The organism is Coprococcus sp. AF16-5, from assembly GCF_003479365.1.
Lineage (GTDB): Bacteria > Bacillota > Clostridia > Lachnospirales > Lachnospiraceae > Coprococcus > Coprococcus aceti.
Genome location: NZ_QUGZ01000001.1, coordinates 686096 through 702239, shown reverse-complemented (window position 1 = coordinate 702239; position 16144 = coordinate 686096). Strand labels below are relative to the sequence as shown.

Here is a 16144-nt window from a genome sequence, read left to right as displayed (position 1 = left end):
TTATGAATATTAAGATAATTGGAGCGATAACTGCAGGAACAGTTATGGCACTTGTTTCAGGACTGCTTATATGGCATAAGTCAGGTAAAACGGAGTGCGTATATACAATAGATGGAAGAAATGGTATTTGGGATTGTGATGACGTATGGGAATAAAGGATAAATTTATAAAAAAGATCTACGCTGAGCTGCAGCAGTACAAGAAGTTGTACGGTGATAAAGAGTCCAGGGAAAACTCAAAGTTGGAAATATGTTCATGTATATATGAAATACTTATCTCTTCGGCAGATGAATTTTCGGACATGCTGCTTATGAATCTTGTAAATCAGAGCACAAATATTTTGGAATCTATATATAAGGACTGTGCTCAGAATGAGGATTATTACATGGTGGTAAGAGAGCATATGAAGAATACAGAATATGATATAGCGCAGGAAGAGGATGAAGAATGTACATGGTGGAGCAGCGTGAACTACGATGATGGAGGTATAGGATGCGACGATTAATTTCAACACTGGATCTGCCAAAAGAAGAATGGCTAAGATACAGAAAGAAAGGAATTACGGGAACGGATGCTGGTGCTATATGTGGATTGAATCCCTATTCATCAGCATTCCAGATATATCAGAACAAGATATCTGAAGATATTGAGCAGACAGATAATGAATCAATGAGACAGGGAAGAGACCTTGAAGAATATGTTGCACAGAGATTTACTGAGGAGACAGGCTTAAAAATTAGAAAAGCAAATGCTATTTATCAGAATGAGGGATATCCATTTATGCTTGCAGATTTTGACAGGCTGATTGTTGGTAGTAGAGCAGGCCTTGAGTGTAAGACAGTGTCTCCGTATTCATCTGACAAATGGGATGATGGGAATATACCATTACATTATCAGATGCAGGTTCAGCATTATCTCGCTGTAAGTGGATATGATTGCTGGTATGTTGCGGTTTTGATATTTGGACAGAAATTTCTTGTAAGAAAAATAGATCGGGATGAAGAGCTTATTAAATATCTGATCACGATTGAAGAGAATTTTTGGAATAATAATGTGCTTGCAAGAGTAATGCCTGATCCAGATGGAACAGATAGCTGTTCTGAGACTATATCAAAGATGTACTTCAAAGGTGATAGGAATAAGCAGGTCGAACTTCATGGCTATAAGGCTGTTCTTGATAGAAGAATGGAACTTGATTCACTGATAAAGAAACTGGAGCAGGAAAAAGCAGCGATAGATCAGAGAATCAAGATTGAAATGCAGGATGCTACTATTGCGGTTGAAGCAGATTATAAGATTTCATTGTCGAACATTGAGCAGAGCAGATTTGATGCTAAGAAGTTCAAAGAAGATGACCCGGTTATGTATAACAAATATTGCAATAACACTGCAAGCAGAAGATTTATGATAAAACGTGCAGCATGAAGGAGGATGAGTATATGGCAAATAATATAGATCTTAAGCAGGAACTTGCTGAACAGGCGTCAAAAGTCCCAGCGAAAAAGGATGAAGAAGTTAAACTTACAAAGAGCATGACAATACCGGATATGGTCAAGGCAATGATGCCGGAGATAAAGAAAGCACTGCCAGCTGTAATGACCCCAGAGAGATTTACGCGTATAGCATTGTCTGCACTTAATACCACACCTGCATTGAATCAGTGTACTCCCATGTCGTTTCTGGCAGCGCTTATGAATGCGGCGCAGTTAGGACTTGAGCCAAACACTCCGCTTGGGCAGGCGTATCTTATTCCGTATAAGAATCATGGAACCTTGGAGTGTCAGTTCCAGATTGGATACAAAGGATTGATTGAATTGGCATATAGAAGCGGTCAGATGCAGACGATACAGGCTCAGACTGTGTATGAAAATGATGAGTTTGCATATCAGTATGGGTTGGAACCGGTTCTTGTTCATCGTCCGGCATATTCGGACAGAGGCGAAGTTAAATATTTCTATGGAATATTTAAAACTGTGAATGGCGGATATGGTATGGCGGTCATGTCTAGGGCTGAAATGGATTTATATGCAAAGACATATAGTAAAGCGTACGACAGCAGTTATTCCCCTTGGAAATCAAATTATGAGGATATGGCTAAGAAAACTGTGATAAAGCAGGCGTTAAAGTATGCTCCGATAAAGACAGATTTTCAGAGGGCTTTATCGTTTGATGAAACAATCAAGAAGGAAATATCTTTGGATATGTCTACGGTCAAGAATGAGCTGTTAGATGTAGCGTAAGCAATAAAATACAAATCATGGCCTTGTCTGGTTGAGTAAACCGGGCAGGGCTTTTTTATTTTTGAGGAAAGGATATGTAACTATGGTCAAATTAAATAAAGAGCAGTTTATAGATGAGATAGTAGGGAAACTTGAAAGGATATATGGTCATGAAAATGTTCAGACTTCTATTCAGATTAAAAACAACGGTGTTAAGTTCGATGCCATTACCATACACAGAGAAAATAGACAATTGTCTCCATGTGTTTATATAGACAAGTATTATGAGAAATATAAGATTGGGATCATGGAGATAGGAGATGTTGTAAGAAAGGTGGTACAGAAAAATGAGGAGAAGATGGGTGATGATGATTTTGATATTTCTGTTCTTTCTGATTATGACCGTGCATGTACCAGAATACGTGTTAGATTGATAAATACAGAGCGAAATGGGGAACTGTTGTTAAATGTTCCACATAGGGAATTTTTAGACCTTTCTCTGATTTATTATATCGACATGACTTCTGATAAGAATAAGGATGTCAGCATTCTCTGTACAAGAGTATGCAATTCACAAATGGCAAAATGGAAAATTACAGAGCAGGAGCTTTATCAGCAGGCGATGATCAATATGGAGATTTGTGATGAGGGGTGTATTATCAGCATATGGGATCTGTTTAGAGATAGGTATGATGCAGATTACAAAGAAGATACAGAGAAAGATGAAACATATTATATTATGACAAATAAACATCTGATTTATGGAGCTAACCAGTTGCTGATGAAAAATAAAATAAAAGACTTTGCAGCTTACATGGAAAAGGATATTTATATAATTCCGAGCAGTGTGAATGAATGCTTGTTATTGCCGATTTGTGATGGAACAAAAAGTCCCCAGGAGCTTTGTGCTGATGTGGTCGATGTGAATAAAACTCTTCTCCCTCAGGACGTTCTATCCAATCACGTATATAAATATGACAGAAACACAGAAGAAATATTTATAGCAGCATAGAGGTGATTCGTTGAAAAGACAGCTATTTACTGAAAGAGAAAATCGTCTCATGTTGCAAATAGAACATGAACATGATTTCTTTAAATACAGGATGATTTCAAAGCAGAGAAAAGATATTTATGAGGTATGTGATGAGATATATTTTACAGAGTGCGTATATGAGTATCTGATTTATGTAGATGAATTGCCGGATGATCAGATAACAGCATTGGTACAGTGCAAATGTGGAATTTTTAAGTGCTTGTATTCGATATATCTGGATGACGAATATATACATGTGGATACATGGGATGAAGTATCGAGTCTCATTGAGCAATTGATAGATAGACAGCTGAAGAAGGCAAGCTAGTGTCCGAAAAGGTGGTTGTATTTACAGGATATGTCCGTTTATTGGTATTTGACCTTTCAGAACACATATATGTGATGATTATTATGTGTTCTGAAAGGTACACCTTTGAGGACATGGTATATGGAGGTAGGTTATTATGACAGGCAGAAAGTATGGATATGCCCGTGTGAGTTCAAATTCGCAGAATCTTGACAGACAGATAATAGCACTGAAGGAATATGTAGAAGATACGAATATTATAGTAGATAAGAAGTCTGGAAAGAATCTTGAACGTGAAGGGTATCAGGCTCTTAAAGGTCCAATGGGACTTCGCAGGGGAGACTCATTGTATGTGGTTTCCTTGGACAGACTCAGCAGGAGCAAACAGGATATTTTGTCGGAGGTAAAGTGGTTTAAAGATAGTGGCATAGATCTGAGAATCCTTGATCTGCCAACAACGATGATAGATTTCCCTGAGGGACAGGAGTGGATCAGGGATATGATAAACAACATTCTCATAGAGGTTCTTGGCAGTATTGCAGAGCAGGAGAGGATTACGATAAGGAAAAGGCAAAGAGCTGGAATAGAGGCTGCAAAAAAGAAAGGCAAGCATCTTGGTAGGCATAGTGTTGCAAAACCTGAAAATTATGATGATGTTATGAAGTTGTGGAAGACAAAGAACATTACAGCTGTTGAGGCAATGAAGAGATTAGGGGTGACTAAAACTCTTTTTTATAAATGGGCAAAGGAGATGGAAGATAGGAAATCATAGGTGAACAGATATATTCTAATATGAGCACATATAGACAGTAATTTGTTTTTTTACACGAACATTCCATTAACAAAGGAAGGAGTGAAAATATGTTACAGAACGAACCTGATGTATTAACTATAAAAGATGTAATGAGGGTGTTGCATTGTGGGAGAACAAAGATACTGCAGATGATTCATGATGGAGTTCTGGAAGGGCACTTCGTTAGTGGACGATGGCTGGTATTTAGAGAAGATGTAGAAGAATTTATACTTAGATCTTGAGAAATAGATATGAGGGATCTGCTGTACAAATGTATTAACATATACAAAGAATTTGTATATGTTAATACATTGATGTTATAATATTATATACATTTACGTTGCAATATATACGATATAGAGGGGGAGTTATGACAGAACAGCAGTATAAAGATTTATTAATAGCGACAGCTAAGATGAGTGAGTATGAGTATAAGGACGAGGTAATAGAGGCTCTTAAAGTTGCTTCTGTTTCATTTCAAAAAGAATGGGGTTTTACATATCATTTGCCTAATCATCGCAAGGAATACATTATTATTAGTGTAGTTCCTGATAAATTAACAGTCCTGAGAAAATATGAGAATTTTGTTGATGGTTTGTGTAGACAGGTTTATGAACCGAACGATGATAACGAGTACTGGGGATTGATATTAAAGCCTGGAGTACTGAATAGTGCCTCAGAAGAAATAAGCCAAGAGATACTTTTTGATGATATACAAAATCGAATAATTGATGAGATTCGTCAGGCTAAATTTTTAATATGGATTGCAATGGCATGGTTTACCAATAAAAAAATATTCGATGAATTATTAAAAAAAAGGAACGATGGGTTGGATGTAAAAATAATTATTGATAATAACATGATCAACAAAGATAAACCTTCATTCGTTTTGGAAGACTACTTTGAGGTATATCGAGTAGATGTGATGTCAGAAAAATATAAAAATATAATGCATAGGAAATTTTGTGTGATTGATTTGGAGGTTGCAATGCACGGAACTTTCAATTGGACGACTGCTGCAAACTATAATAAGGAGCATTGGGATGTTGATCATAATAGACAAACAGCGAAATCATTTGCAGAAGAATTTATAAAAATGAGAAGGGATGCAAATTGTAGATACTAAAACTTTTTTTATGGAGTATTTTTATGGATTTAAGAGAGTATTATTTAAGTAATGTGAAGGCATCAGATTATCATTATCGTTTTCTGGATTTTGTGAAAAAGGTAAACTATTCATATAATGTTTTTTACGGAGTAAGAGAAACCCAGAATTATCAATTTGAAATTTATGATGTTGAAGATGCAATAACTAAATTTAGAGAATTATGTCAGCTAGATCTTTATTTTTCAGTTGAAGATAAATGTTGGTTTTATTTAATAACATATTATTTGAATATGCTAGGTTATGAAATAAAAGAGTTCCCTAGGATATTGGCAAGACCTCCTGTTGAACCAGAGAAATTCACACGTGACGATATTGGAGGAAAAATTATAGCGTTGGGTAGAGATGATAAAGGAGACATTCGTTATGCTGCTAGAAGAGCATTTGTAGAAGAAATGACGTTCAAGAAAAACAATTGCAGCATTGAGGTAAACGATTCTATAAATCAAAAATTTATTGAAATTTCTACTAGGCAGGCATCTTTTAGCAGCATGCATATAGATGAGAAAATTGCGGAGATTGCAAATCTTATCGAAAACTTGTTGAAACAAGATGGAAAATATAGCACACCAGAATACGAAAATGTATGCTGTGGATTCATTGATGATTCAATAGTAAAGAGTTATAGAAATAAAATGCAGTGTTTTAGACATTGCACAGATGAGGCAATAGAGGAGAGAAAGGCATATTCAGAAGCACAGAAAAATTTTCTTGTGGATTATGGCCTTACGATTGTAAAGGCCATTCATCAACTGGTAAAATAAATAGCAGTAATATAGATTTGGTTTAAGACAGATGATTTATATTATTTCAATCTCATTGTTTTATTTCATAATTGAAAAAACTATTTATTATTCGGTGTCAGGGGCAACAAGAGTATAAAATCCAATTTATGTATGGGGTAACATATTGAAGAATGCTTATGTGAGTACATTATCACATAGGCATTCTTTTTTTGTATATGCAAATTATGTTTAGGGGGGCATAGTAGTCACAGAAAGATAAGGGGCATTCGCAGTCCATAACCGAAGAAGGCTATGGACTGATTTTTATGAAGAATTTTTCTTTCCGTCAATCTTGTTTGATATGTATTCATCTAACGCATTTCGAGTGATAAGTATTCGTTGCCCTATCTTGGCTGATTTAATTTGGTGTGTCTGTGTAGTGAGTTTATATGCGGTATTTTTGCCAATACCGAGTTCTGTGCATAAATCATTGATAGTTAAAAGTTGGTCGTTCATAATGAGCTCCTTTCATTGATGGTAAGTGCACTATATACTCTAAAATATAGCTCTGCAACGTAGTCTCTGCTTTCCTTCCCATCTAGCTCCAAGCTCTCAATTTGTTCATAGATAAGGTTCTCCATAAGCCTGTCGAAAGAATCTTCATCAAATGGCATATCCTTCCACCCATTGTCCAGACAAAACTGCCAAAATATGCGATATGCAATTGAAAGAATATTTCCATTGCTGTTCAATCTCTCCTGATAAATCAGTTCCCTTCTTTCTCTTAACTGCAAATATTTATCGTTTTCATCTCTTATAAATGATTCAATATCATCATAGTGTTCTATAGCCCATTCAATAAACCACTTGAAAAAAAACGATAGTAAGACTGGCTCTCTATAAAAATGCGTTTCTCTATACAAAAATGAGGAATGTAGCCGGGATTGCACAGAACGAAGCACAGAAGTCGGCAGATATGAATCAAATATCTTCCCGAACAGAGAGCAAGACCGAAACAGTTATTACCGAAACCGATGACGGACACGGTAATATCGTGGAAACTGAAAGCACGGTCACACAAACCTATCTGTATATTACCGTCAGCCACAAGACTGCCGAGGAAATGGCGGCGCAATATGGTTTTAACGAAGAACAGAAAGGCTACCTCGCTGAACTGCTTGCAGATGAAAACAATTACCTTTGGTCACAGGTGCTTTACGGCATTACAGGCGGCGACGGACAGATCGTGACCGTTGCACTCTCTCTGGTTGGCAATGTGGGCGGTCAGCCGTATTGGTCGTGGTACGGTTTTAACTCCCGTGTAGAATGGTGTGCTTGCTTTGTATCTTGGTGTGCCAACGAGTGCGGCTATATCGACGCTGGAGTTATCCCAAAATATGCAGGCTGTGTCAACGGAGTACAATGGTTTAAGGATCGTGGACAATGGCTGGATGGCAGCGCCGAGCCTGCCCCCGGAATGATTATTTTCTTCGATTGGGCAGACGAAAGTGGTCAGGATGGATTATCCGACCATACGGGTATTGTTCAAAAGGTCGAAAACGGCAAGGTTTATACGGTCGAGGGCAACTCCGGCGACAGTTGCCGAGTCAATGAGTATTCTATCGGTTATTACGAGATTCTTGGCTACGGCGCACCTGCCTATTAAAATACACAAGCCGCCTGCATTTTGCAGGCGGTTGGATTACATATCAGAAAGATATTGTGCCGGTTTGAAAACTAAAAGTCTCAAAATACAGACTTAATAATTGCGATTTCACTCTCAAAGTGCTATAATACAAACTATATTTGGGTGGAGGTGCGGAAATGAAAGTACGGTACAACAAACTTTGGAAACTTCTGATTGACAAGGGAATGAAAAAGAGTCAATTACGAGAAGCGGTCGGGGCAAGCAAAAGTACATTTGCGAAACTCGGAAAAAATGAAAATGTTACCCTTCCCGTGCTGTTGAATATATGCGAATACTTAGAGTGTGATTTTGGCGACATAATGGAAGCCGTACCCGAAAATGAGGTGTAGGATCAATGAACAAGAAGATTTTAATTGTGGATGACGAAAAAGAAATCGTTGATCTGCTTGAAGTGTATTTGAGTAACGATGGTTATTCAGTATATAAATGTTATAATGGGTTAGAGGCGATGAAATGTATCAAACAGTCGCAGATTGATTTAGCGATACTTGATATTATGCTGCCGGATATTGATGGTTTTCGACTTTGCCAAAAAATTCGGGAAAAGTTTTACTTCCCTATTATTATGCTTACCGCCAAAATTGAGGATAGCGACAAGATTATGGGGCTTACGATTGGTGCGGATGATTATATAACGAAACCGTTTAATCCTTTAGAGGTTGTGGCAAGAGTAAAGACGCAATTAAGGCGTTATCAGAGCTATAACAGTCCTAATTTGAGCCAATCCGAAGAAAAAGACGAGTATGACATCAGAGGTCTACTGATAAACAGAGTCAGCCACAAGTGCTACTTGTATGGCAAAGAAATAGCCTTGACTCCGTTGGAGTTTTCTATTCTGTGGTATCTGTGCGAACATCAGGGTAAAGTTGTCGCCTCGGAGGAATTATTTGAAGCCGTGTGGAAAGAAAAGTATCTTCGCAACAGTAACAATACGGTAATGGCGCACATTGGGCGGCTTCGGGAAAAATTGAATGAACCTTCAAAAAATCCGAAGTTCATTAAAACTGTTTGGGGGGTAGGGTATGAAATTGAATAAAAAAGAAAAAAACTATCTGCTCTCTACCTTGTTCAAAGGGTATGTAATTCAATGTGCGATTTGCTCTGTGCTTATTTTTGGCGGTACTTTTCTTTTAGGAATTATGGCAGAGGAAATTCTCCGCAAGTATGTTTTGTATTATTACTTGTATTACAGAACAGTATATCTTTATATAGTGGCTGTAATCGTGTGGGGTGGCTGTATTATATACATGACATACCTACTTTTGAAAAAAGTAGTCGCCTATGTGTACGAGGTACAGGCTGCGACAGGAAAAATGTTCGATCAGAATGTCAGTTACATTGAAATGTCCCCGGAGTTGAGTGAAATCGCCGCTAACATCAATCAGTTAAAACAAGAGGCTGAAAGTAATGCAAGGCTTGCAAAAGAAAATGAGCAGCGAAAAAATGACCTGATTATGTATCTTGCACACGATTTGAAAACACCGCTTTCTTCTGTAATCGGGTATCTTACTTTACTGCGTGATGAGTCGCAAATCTCAAAGGAACTTCGAGAAAAGTACCTTTCAATCACTCTTGGTAAGGCAGAACGGTTAGAGGATCTGATTAACGAGTTTTTCGAGATAACACGATTCAATATATACGATATTACATTACAATACACGAAAATCAATTTAACTCGCCTGCTGGAGCAACTTGTATATGAATTTAAGCCTATGCTCAAATCAAAGAATTTGCAATGTAATCTTTGTGTTGATGATGATATAATGCTTCGATGTGACGCAGACAAAATTCAGCGTGTTTTTGATAACCTTTTGAGAAATGCGGTTATCTACAGTTTTGAAAATACGGATATCACGATCAGCGCACAATGTCAGGAAGATACGGTCAGCATTATTTTTTGTAACCACGGCGATACTCTGCCGGAAGAAAAGTTAAACAGGATTTTCGAGCAGTTTTATCGGCTTGACGCAGCGAGAAGTACAAGCAGTGGAGGAGCTGGATTAGGTTTGGCGATTGCAAAGCAGATTGTTGAACTACACAATGGTACAATCGTTGCAGAGAGCCAAGAGGATCAAAACAAGTTTTCAATTACTTTGCCGTTGGCGTAGGAAAATTGTAAGAATTTGCATAGAAAAAAAGAGGAATATCTTACGAGCAATCAAGAAAATACGGGCTTCTGTTTTGGTACAATAAAAGTATCAAGATAGAGGCTCGTATTTTTTGTGATACAGCATAAGGAGGAATGATGAAGTTGCTAAGAAAACAAATGCTGCTATGTTCTATTTTGTTTCTTGTATTTACGCTATCTGCCTGCTCTGCAATTGGGCAGACAGACGAAAACAATCTTACAGATAGCGCAACATCCGCAGAAAAAACGGTATCAGTTGTACGAGGGACAATTACTCCAACCGTTTCAACGCAAACGACTATTGTTCCGGCAGTACCGTTTATTATTTTCTCACCCGAAAATGGCATATTTAATACAGCGGTAGAATTAGAAGAAAAAATCACTGCCGGGCAAATTATTGGAACTGTGAACGGCAAAGAATTGAAATCTCCGGTGGATGGTACAATTACCTCTATTGCCCCATCCAATGAAAGCGTACCGAGTAATTATCCCGTAGCGATAGTGCATTATACAGGATTTGCCCTCAATGTAGAGGCAGATAATTTTTTGAGTACCTTACCGGAGTATGCAGAGTTGAAAGCAAAATTTCAAGTATATGATGGTGTAGGACCAACCGATATGATTGCCGTGGTGTCGCCTGCCGCAGATGAAAATGCGTTTACGGGAATCGTGCCGCAAGAGGGCATTCTGCAATGCTTGATCAGTCAAACAGTCGATGTGAAATCGGGGCAAAGTGCAACGGTAGTCATAACGGCGACAACGAGAAATGATGTCCTTATATTGCCGCTGTCGGTAATAGCGGGTAGACAAGGGACGGGATTGGTTACTGTAATTACTCCGAATGGAGAAAGAGTGGAAACAAAAGTGACATTGGGTGTGACAGACGGAGCCAATATAGAAATACTGTCCGGCTTAGAGGAGGGCGATGTAGTTTCTGCTACTCCGCCAAACCTTGATCCGAGGGGGATTTGATAAAATGAAAGGAATTTCCGAAAAGACTTTAATCAAAATAAAGGATTTGAAAGCAAGCGTCAAATTGAATAATGGCGATATGCTGACAACAGTAACCAACGCTAATATGGAATTGCAACGAGGGCGCAGTTATGCCATTGTCGGAAAGTCCGGCTCAGGCAAAACAAGCCTTATATCCATTATTGGCTTGTTAAATCGGGAATATGAGGGCGAGTACCTTTATGATGGTATATCTATTTCTGCTTTGAAAGACCGTGATCTGTCTATACTGCGAGCCAATAATATCGGATTTGTATTTCAGAACTACTCTCTGATTAAGCACTTGCGGGTATGGGAAAATATCGAATTACCCCTACTCTATGCCAAAAAGTCGTTTACCGCCAAACAGCGTCACGAGATAATTACAGGCTTGCTAAAAAGTGTCGGCTTAGAAAGCAAGGAAAATGATTACCCAATCAATTTGTCCGGCGGTGAACAACAAAGAGTTGCAATCGCAAGGGCGCTTGCAGTATCTCCGGAAGCCATTTTATGTGATGAGCCTACGGGAGCGTTGGATAAAAAGACGGGAACGCAGATTATGGAACTGTTGCACAGCGTCGTAAAAGAAAATGGAATTATGCTGCTGTTGGTTACGCACGATCCTGATATTGCAGATACCTGTGATACGATTTTTGAAATGGATGGAGGGAGGATAACTTGTGCTAAAAATGATACTTAAAGACCTTCGTCTGTCTCCACTTAGAAGTATTCTGACAAGTGTTTCAATGCTTGTAGGCATTATCGCAATGCTTGGATCGGTATTAGTTGGTACGCTTGGACGGGAGTATTTGATTTCCGTAAACGCACAGGTATATGGCTGGTCACCTACTTACTCATTCGTGATAACGGAATCCGATTTTCACGATAGAAATAAAATGGAACAATTATTCCAGAGATTTGAAGCCATTGATGATGTAGCCGCTGTTACTTTTTCTATGGGAGAAGATATTCGATTTGCACCAATGAAAGATTTAACGCCAATACCGCCGAATGATGTTTACCAAAACCTGATGGCTTTTGATTTAGTTTGCACCACGGAGGCATATAGTCAAGTCTATAATCTTCCAATGACATCCGGTAGATGGTTAGAGCCTTCGAGTGAGGGCGGATCGCTTGAAGTGGTCATAAACAAAGAAGCTAAAAACTATTTTAATGATTCGCCCTATGCTGCAGGAAATGTAAAAAGCACACTTTCGTTAACCCCATTCAATATTGTCGGAGTAGTAAACGATGGCAGGGATTTTCCGACTATCTATGCGGATTCTGCGGCGATCCTCAATTTCGCACCAGCAATGTGGCAAGTACAAAATGCAAATGTGTATTGGCATCCCACAACAGGACTGACAATCGAACAGATACATTCTGCCCTTGGCGACATTTTGACTGATACCATTGGCGGTTACTGGGAAAGTGCTGGGCGGAGTGATATTGGAGATACCTATGATTCGGTATTGTCCATACTGCAATTAGGGCTTTTGGTTACTTCGCTTTTGTTGCTGTTTGTTTCCGTATTAGGGCAGATCAATATCGGACTATCTTCATTGGAACAGCGCACACATGAGTTGCTGATCCGCAGAGCGATAGGTGCTTCACGAACAAATATTGTGGCATTGGTTTTAGGCTCACAGTTGATTTTATCAATATTCGTTTGCTTTGCAGCTATTTTGATTTCGCTGATTTTGGTGCATTGTATTGGAGCGTTGCTCCCTGTGGATTCCCCGGTGGGAACACCGAGTTATCCAATCAGCGTTGCTGTTGTTGCAGTTGCTGTGTCTGTGCTTACAGCATTATTGGGCGGATTATTACCAGCATTGAAAGCAGCAAAATTAGAGCCTGCATTGGCTCTTAGATAATAAAACTCAATTCAAGGAGGAAACAAAATGAAACGAACAATCTCAAAATCCGAAAGACCGTACAGACTGTTATTGTGTGTTATGATTTCTTTGCTGGTGATTATGCTGGCAGGCTGCTCCACTTCTTCGGACTCCGACACAAACACAAGAGGTTTCACGGACTTTGCTACCATTGAAGAAGAATACCTAACGACCATTGAGAGTTTGAATTGGCCGGAGGGCTTTACGCCGCCTGATGCTTTGGAAGGCGAAGATACGGGAGCGTCTTTTCAGATAGGATATGGCGATACAAGAGCATCTAACCTTTGGGAATATTCTTGGATGCAGGAATGGCTTGATACTTACAATACGGATTCGGAAAGGGCGGCAAAAGCCTTAGCTGAACTCGAAAAAGCCTTTGATATGCCTTATATGGGAACAGATCGCTGTGATGACGCCACACGCAAATATCTTCGTGATAATATTGATAAAGCTAAGTTGGGAGATCCGTCTGGATTTACAGAGTGTATTCAGGCAAATTATGCCGATTAAAAATGGCACATAGGAGTTTTGGTGTTGGGAGGTGAGCACATATATGCAGAGAAAACGCCGTAAGAAAAAACGATTTGGAGTATTTTTGTTTTTGCTTGTAGTTTGTATCGGCATAGGTATAATGTTTGTGCCGTGGGCAATGCAGCCGGAAAATTTCAGAGAGGTAAAGAATAAAATAAATGGTTTTCTCTACAAAGAAGATTTTCCTGACTCTTATAATGCAAAATCGCTGATTTTGGTGGATTGTTCTGATGATGAAATATTTGTTTCAAAAAACGAGAACGAGCCACAAATTCCTGCAAGTTTAGCCAAGCTGTTTGTTATTGAGTATGCGTCAACTTTAGCAGACCTTGATAGTATCGTTGTTGCAGACTATGGTGCTATTTCACTCACGAAACCTGGCTCGTCTGTTGCTCAAATCAAGGAAAAAGAATACTTTTTACACAATCTATTTGCGGCAATGTTAGTACCGTCAGGGAATGACGCAGCTTATGTGGTTGCTGATTATTGTGGAGGATTACTTTCGCCGCAAGCAGAAAGCTGTCAAGAGCGTGTGAGGATTTTCATGGAGAACTTAAACCTGCATTTGCAACAGCAGGGGTACTTAGACACAGTTTTATATGATCCGAGTGGTTTTGATATGGAGGCACTTACCACCACTTTAGATTTGAAAGAAGTAGTATATCGGTTGTTGGAATACTCGTGGTTTAGAGAAATTGTATCTCAAAACACTTATACGGCAACACTGCCTGATGGCAGTACACAAATATGGCAGAATACAAACGCCTTCCTTGATCCGACATCCGAATATTACAACGAAAATGTATGCGGAATTAAGACTGGCTCTCTGTCTGACGACTATAACTTGATTGTGCTTTATCAGCAGCACGGAAAAGAGTTTTTGATATGCAGTTTAGGCTCTCAGTCCGATTCCTCTCGTTATGACGATGTGAATTTTATTCTGAAAACGATTGATGAATCGTATTATCTCACGCAATAAATCTTATGTTGTCCAAGACAAAAAAACTAACCAAGGGGGGTGATAATATCGGACGAATCGTAATAATGGAGTTCAAAGCACAAGACTCAACAGCCTTTGACGATATGCTGGCTTTTGTAAAACAGCACCCTGATTTTGAAAAATTAGAGATTTCATATGAGCCGACATTATCCCTTTCCGGCTTAGAAATCAATTTGAGCCGGCGCAGAGTTATCAATAACGGTCAGGAAATTGAACTGACCGTCAAAGAGTACGATATACTCTGCTTGCTCGCAGCCAATAAAGGTCGTGTTCTTACATACGAGCAGATTTATGATAAGGTGTGGGGCGAAATATCAGCAGGCAATGAAAAGGATACCGTAGGCTTTCACATTCGGAATCTTCGTAAAAAACTTTGTGATACAAACTCTCACTTTTCCATAGATAGTGTTCGTGAGATCGGCTACCGCTTTAACAGTCAGTAAGCAGTCCCTCGTAGTTCATAATGAATTGCGAGGGATTATTCATTTTCTAAGACGGTATGTCGGAATTTGATAAATCCCTGCAAATGTTGATTTTATACGACTGTTAAGAGCAATATCGTGTCTAAACTTGCGACTGGACTTTGCATTTTCTACGAGTTATCTTCGTAATATCTCGGCATTATACTACTGGAATGTTTATCATAAACAGGGCATGATTTATGGCAGAATGGGCAGTCGTTCTCGTGCCATTTATTAGGTCTTGCTTGGATACGAATATGTTTAACTCCATTCTTATCAGAGTAAAGATTACAATTTTTTATAACTGTGTTCTTGACATTAAGGACACTTTTGCATAATGTATTAACTGAAGCCACTTGTGAATACTCCTTTTGTGTTTTTCTTCGCAGTTAATACATTAAAGGACACAAGTGTTTTTTCAATATGGTGTTGTTAATTTATGGTGTTAGGCTTCCACCATTATGCCAGAAGCCTCATATAAATTTATTGGGAAGAGTTGCTGGACTGAAGTGGTCTGATATTGACATGAATAAAAAAGTAATATCTATAAACCGGACTTTAGTGTATCAGCAATATGATTCTGATTCAAAGAAAGAATTCCATATAGAGGACCCTAAGACGGCTGCCAGTAAAAGAATAATACCGATCAATAGGCAATGTGAACTGGCGTTGAAAAGACAATACGTGCAAAAGATAGTGGTCTCTGATAAGGCCCCTAAGAGCAAAAAGGTGAAGAAAGAATTCAAGGATTTTTTGTTTACTACTAAATTCAATACTCCTTTAAATTCTCAGATTGTATGTGACGCTATTAAGAAAATAGTAAACGAGATTAATCTTATGCGTGATACATTGACTGAAATGGAGCTGTTTTCTGCGCATTGTTTTAGACATACATTTGCTACTCGGTGTTTTGAGGCCGGTATACAGCCAAAGACAGTTCAAGCTTATCTTGGACATGCTACTCTCCAGATGACCATGGATCTATATACAGCAGTTATGCCTAAATATTTGGTTAGCGAGATGGATAAGATATCGAGTCTATATGATTCAATAGAAGAAGATGGGGATAATATAGCCGAGAAGATATACTTAGAAAAGATGATGGAGACTGCTGATATAATAGAGTTTAAGGGTGATCCTAAGGTTGTATAATAATTTAAAAATAAGTTGATATATTATAATATATGTC

The 16144-nt window shown here is 38.5% G+C and carries 22 protein-coding genes and 1 pseudogene; 21 read left to right on the top strand and 2 right to left on the bottom strand.

All coding sequences use genetic code 11. From position 1 onward, the window contains the following. Window positions 1-2 precede the first annotated feature (2 nt). The 10 genes from DWW70_RS14805 to DWW70_RS03105 all read left to right on the top strand — a co-directional run bounded on the left by DWW70_RS14805 (window position 3) and on the right by DWW70_RS03105 (window position 6281). Window positions 3-155: a hypothetical protein gene (locus DWW70_RS14805; protein ID WP_158564566.1), complete on the top strand. Its 153-nt coding sequence runs from the start codon at window positions 3-5 to the stop codon at window positions 153-155. After that, complete coding sequence (locus DWW70_RS03145) at window positions 146-505, top strand: hypothetical protein (protein ID WP_118016650.1); 360 nt, start codon at window positions 146-148, stop codon at window positions 503-505. The genes DWW70_RS14805 and DWW70_RS03145 overlap by 10 nt, the downstream gene beginning before the upstream one ends. Further along, window positions 493-1425 carry a YqaJ viral recombinase family nuclease gene (locus DWW70_RS03140; RefSeq protein WP_118016649.1) on the top strand — a complete coding sequence of 311 codons (933 nt, stop codon included), beginning with the start codon at window positions 493-495 and terminating at the stop codon, window positions 1423-1425. Before DWW70_RS03145 ends, DWW70_RS03140 begins: the two co-directional genes overlap by 13 nt. 14 nt (window positions 1426-1439) lie before the next feature. Then, entirely contained in the window at window positions 1440-2240 is an 801-nt protein-coding gene (locus DWW70_RS03135) for a recombinase RecT (RefSeq protein WP_118016648.1), read from the top strand. A gap of 82 nt (window positions 2241-2322) precedes the next feature. Next, complete coding sequence (locus DWW70_RS03130; RefSeq protein ID WP_118016647.1) at window positions 2323-3231, top strand: DUF5688 family protein; 909 nt, start codon at window positions 2323-2325, stop codon at window positions 3229-3231. A gap of 49 nt (window positions 3232-3280) precedes the next feature. Next, window positions 3281-3580, top strand: a complete 300-nt coding sequence (locus DWW70_RS03125) for a hypothetical protein (protein ID WP_118016646.1) — start codon at window positions 3281-3283, stop codon at window positions 3578-3580. 136 nt (window positions 3581-3716) lie between these two features. Further along, on the top strand, window positions 3717-4331 hold the full coding sequence (locus tag DWW70_RS03120) for a recombinase family protein (RefSeq protein ID WP_118016645.1): 615 nt from the start codon (window positions 3717-3719) through the stop codon (window positions 4329-4331). Window positions 4332-4420: 89 nt separating this feature from the next. Beyond that, on the top strand, window positions 4421-4594 hold the full coding sequence (locus tag DWW70_RS03115) for a helix-turn-helix domain-containing protein (protein ID WP_118016644.1): 174 nt from the start codon (window positions 4421-4423) through the stop codon (window positions 4592-4594). 128 nt (window positions 4595-4722) lie between these two features. Then, window positions 4723-5478 carry a phospholipase D-like domain-containing protein gene (locus tag DWW70_RS03110; protein ID WP_118016643.1) on the top strand — a complete coding sequence of 252 codons (756 nt, stop codon included), beginning with the start codon at window positions 4723-4725 and terminating at the stop codon, window positions 5476-5478. 23 nt (window positions 5479-5501) lie between these two features. Further along, on the top strand, window positions 5502-6281 hold the full coding sequence (locus tag DWW70_RS03105) for a hypothetical protein (RefSeq protein ID WP_118016642.1): 780 nt from the start codon (window positions 5502-5504) through the stop codon (window positions 6279-6281). A 285-nt stretch (window positions 6282-6566) separates the two neighbouring features. Here the strand turns inward: DWW70_RS03105 and DWW70_RS15560 are convergent, their stop codons facing one another. Both DWW70_RS15560 and DWW70_RS14800 read right to left on the bottom strand, forming a co-directional pair. Further along, window positions 6567-6758 carry a helix-turn-helix domain-containing protein gene (locus tag DWW70_RS15560; protein ID WP_118016641.1) on the bottom strand — a complete coding sequence of 64 codons (192 nt, stop codon included), beginning with the start codon at window positions 6756-6758 and terminating at the stop codon, window positions 6567-6569. Continuing rightward, window positions 6755-6916 carry a hypothetical protein gene (locus DWW70_RS14800; RefSeq protein WP_158564565.1) on the bottom strand — a complete coding sequence of 54 codons (162 nt, stop codon included), beginning with the start codon at window positions 6914-6916 and terminating at the stop codon, window positions 6755-6757. Before DWW70_RS14800 ends, DWW70_RS15560 begins: the two co-directional genes overlap by 4 nt. 554 nt (window positions 6917-7470) lie before the next feature. Between DWW70_RS14800 and DWW70_RS15555 the strand changes: the two are divergent. The 11 genes and pseudogenes from DWW70_RS15555 to DWW70_RS03040 form a co-directional block, all read left to right on the top strand. After that, a pseudogene (locus tag DWW70_RS15555) lies at window positions 7471-7908 on the top strand (CHAP domain-containing protein); the annotation flags it as partial. A 158-nt stretch (window positions 7909-8066) separates the two neighbouring features. After that, window positions 8067-8279, top strand: coding sequence for a helix-turn-helix domain-containing protein (locus DWW70_RS03085; protein WP_008703822.1), 213 nt, complete (start codon window positions 8067-8069; stop codon window positions 8277-8279). Window positions 8280-8284: 5 nt separating this feature from the next. Then, entirely contained in the window at window positions 8285-8986 is a 702-nt protein-coding gene (vanR, locus tag DWW70_RS03080) for a VanR-ABDEGLN family response regulator transcription factor (protein WP_004853366.1), read from the top strand. Beyond that, on the top strand, window positions 8973-10058 hold the full coding sequence (locus tag DWW70_RS03075) for a sensor histidine kinase (protein WP_008703821.1): 1086 nt from the start codon (window positions 8973-8975) through the stop codon (window positions 10056-10058). Before vanR ends, DWW70_RS03075 begins: the two co-directional genes overlap by 14 nt. Before the next feature lie 134 nt (window positions 10059-10192). Beyond that, the gene (locus DWW70_RS03070; protein WP_117449615.1) at window positions 10193-11050 is read left to right on the top strand and encodes a hypothetical protein; all 858 of its coding nucleotides are present in this window, start codon (window positions 10193-10195) and stop codon (window positions 11048-11050) included. A gap of 4 nt (window positions 11051-11054) precedes the next feature. Continuing rightward, window positions 11055-11768: an ABC transporter ATP-binding protein gene (locus DWW70_RS03065; RefSeq protein ID WP_004853372.1), complete on the top strand. Its 714-nt coding sequence runs from the start codon at window positions 11055-11057 to the stop codon at window positions 11766-11768. After that, the gene (locus tag DWW70_RS03060) at window positions 11758-12942 is read left to right on the top strand and encodes an ABC transporter permease (protein ID WP_117456454.1); all 1185 of its coding nucleotides are present in this window, start codon (window positions 11758-11760) and stop codon (window positions 12940-12942) included. The genes DWW70_RS03065 and DWW70_RS03060 overlap by 11 nt, the downstream gene beginning before the upstream one ends. A 27-nt stretch (window positions 12943-12969) precedes the next feature. After that, the gene (locus DWW70_RS03055; protein ID WP_015514509.1) at window positions 12970-13473 is read left to right on the top strand and encodes a hypothetical protein; all 504 of its coding nucleotides are present in this window, start codon (window positions 12970-12972) and stop codon (window positions 13471-13473) included. Between the two features lie 43 nt (window positions 13474-13516). Continuing rightward, window positions 13517-14473, top strand: a complete 957-nt coding sequence (locus DWW70_RS03050) for a D-alanyl-D-alanine carboxypeptidase family protein (RefSeq protein WP_012744280.1) — start codon at window positions 13517-13519, stop codon at window positions 14471-14473. 65 nt (window positions 14474-14538) lie between these two features. After that, entirely contained in the window at window positions 14539-14937 is a 399-nt protein-coding gene (locus DWW70_RS03045) for a winged helix-turn-helix domain-containing protein (protein WP_015514508.1), read from the top strand. A gap of 441 nt (window positions 14938-15378) precedes the next feature. Beyond that, complete coding sequence (locus DWW70_RS03040) at window positions 15379-16107, top strand: site-specific integrase (protein WP_118016639.1); 729 nt, start codon at window positions 15379-15381, stop codon at window positions 16105-16107. Window positions 16108-16144: the final 37 nt, after the last annotated feature.